General features: G+C 57.4%; 1 protein-coding gene. It reads left to right on the forward strand.

The annotated features are described in order from the left end of the window. Positions 1-523: 523 nt before the first annotated feature. Positions 524-1,951: a sodium:solute symporter family protein gene (locus WBV42_RS09320; protein WP_423985778.1), complete on the forward strand. Its 1,428-nt coding sequence runs from the start codon at positions 524-526 to the stop codon at positions 1,949-1,951. The last annotated feature ends 58 nt before the right edge of the window (positions 1,952-2,009 follow it).

The raw sequence follows: 2,009 nt of genomic DNA on the forward strand, positions 1-2,009 counted from the left end.
TAGAACGGTAATTGATCTGTTGATTAATCGTCTCCGATTGCTGCTGTCCGTAGCGACACTCGGGTCCCTGCACGGCACGACGGGATTCGATATCGTCGTCACGAAAATGTAACTATATCTACCAATAACCTTTCGCCGAAGATAGGTGACGTCAATAACCGCCGTGGTCACCGACTCTAGATTCTTACGAGAGGGACGGTTCCCACGTTCCGTGTGACAGCCCTGTGGAGATTTCACGATCAAATCCATACTCGAACGACTTTATTTTTAATTGGACAACATTCATAAATATATCTGGGATACTCGCTAACGAGTAGCACTCCTTGACGACGATTCGGCGGAAAAACCGCAAGGAGACGTGAAAACTGGACGAAATCATGACTGTAATCGGCCTTCCAACCACGACGTTTGTAATGATAATCGCAACGCTCCTCGCGGGTAGTTTGGGAGCGATCCATTACGTTGTCGTCCACAAAGTGATGGGGAAACCGTTCTCGGACACCGCTCGCGGGGGGACCGACTGATGGTGAATCAAACGTATCTCGCCGCGTTCGTTCTCTACCTCCTCATCGTCCTCGCTATCGGCGCGTGGGGATACCTGAAAACGAACACGAAGGACGATTTCTGGGTGTACGGCCGAAACCTCGGGAAGTGGCTCGCGACCTGGTCGCTCGTCGCGAACTTCTTCAGCGCCGTCGCCGCTATCGGCGTCATCGGCGAGTTTTCGAAGACCGGCTACGCCATCATGGTCGGCGTGAACTTCGGACTCGCACTCGGCATGAGCGGCCTCTATTTCGTCTCGCACAAGATACGGGAGTTGAACAAGGTAACCCTCTCGGACATCGTCGCGAACGTCACCGGTCGGCAGTATGCCCGTCCCGTCACTGGCCTTCTCCTATTGAGTAACGCGTGGGTGTATCTCGTCATTCAACTCGTCGGCGCGAGCGTGTTGGTGACCGAAATCACCGGCGTTCCGTACGAGTACATGGTGTGGGTGATCGGTCTCGTCTTCATCGTTTACACGGTGCTCGGCGGGTTGGTGAGCGTCGCGTGGACCGACCTCCTTCAGGGAACCGTCATGGTCGCGCTGATGACGATCGCTGTGGTGTACCTCGTCACGGATTTGGGCGGCCTTACGGCCATGAACCAACAGTTCGCCGCCATCGACCCCTCCAACGTTACGCCGCTCGGCGGTGGATCGTACACCCTGATCACCATCGTGAGTTCCATCGTCGCCTTCTTCGGGACCATCTTCACGGGGCAGAACGTCATCATCCGCATCAACGCGACGAAGGACATCGAAACGACGAAGTTCCACATCGCCGCCGGTGGCGTCATCATCGCGATGTTCCTCGTCGTCACGTCGCTCCTCGGTGCCGAAACCGGCGTCGCGCTCCACAACGCGGGGATTTCCGTCTCGAATACGGACCGGGCGTTTCCCGTCCTCATCATGCGGGTTCTCCCCACCACGTTGGGAACCATCGTCATCCTCGGAATCATGAGTGCCATCCTCTCGACGACCGACACCCGGTTACACTCCATCGGTGTGACGCTCACGCGGGACATCTACGACTACTTCAACCCGGACACGTCCGACGCCCACCAACTGAAAATTTCGAGGGCCGCCACCATCGGATTCGGTCTTCTCGCGACGGCCATCAGCGCATCCCCACCCGGATCGATCTTCGACCTGTACGATTTCAGGGCGGTACTGCTGACCACCGGACTCCTGGTTCCAGTGTACGTCGCGCTGTACTGGCGGGGAATCGACGGCCGAGTCATCCTCTCCTCGATGGTGCTCGGAGCGGTGTTCGGAATCGGTACGAAGCTCACGGGAGGCACACTACTTGGCGTTCCAGCGACCATCCTCGGCGTCGGTATCGCGGTGCTGGTGCTGCTCGCTGGACAGGTCGTCATCGGCCAATCCTCCCGAACGACGCCGGTCAATTGATCCTCCCCGAAACGCTATCGGGCGAGGGTCTACCAATCGACGCGGTAAGAACCAGTCG

Source organism: Haladaptatus sp., from assembly GCF_049589095.1.
Taxonomy (GTDB): domain Archaea; phylum Halobacteriota; class Halobacteria; order Halobacteriales; family Haladaptataceae; genus Haladaptatus.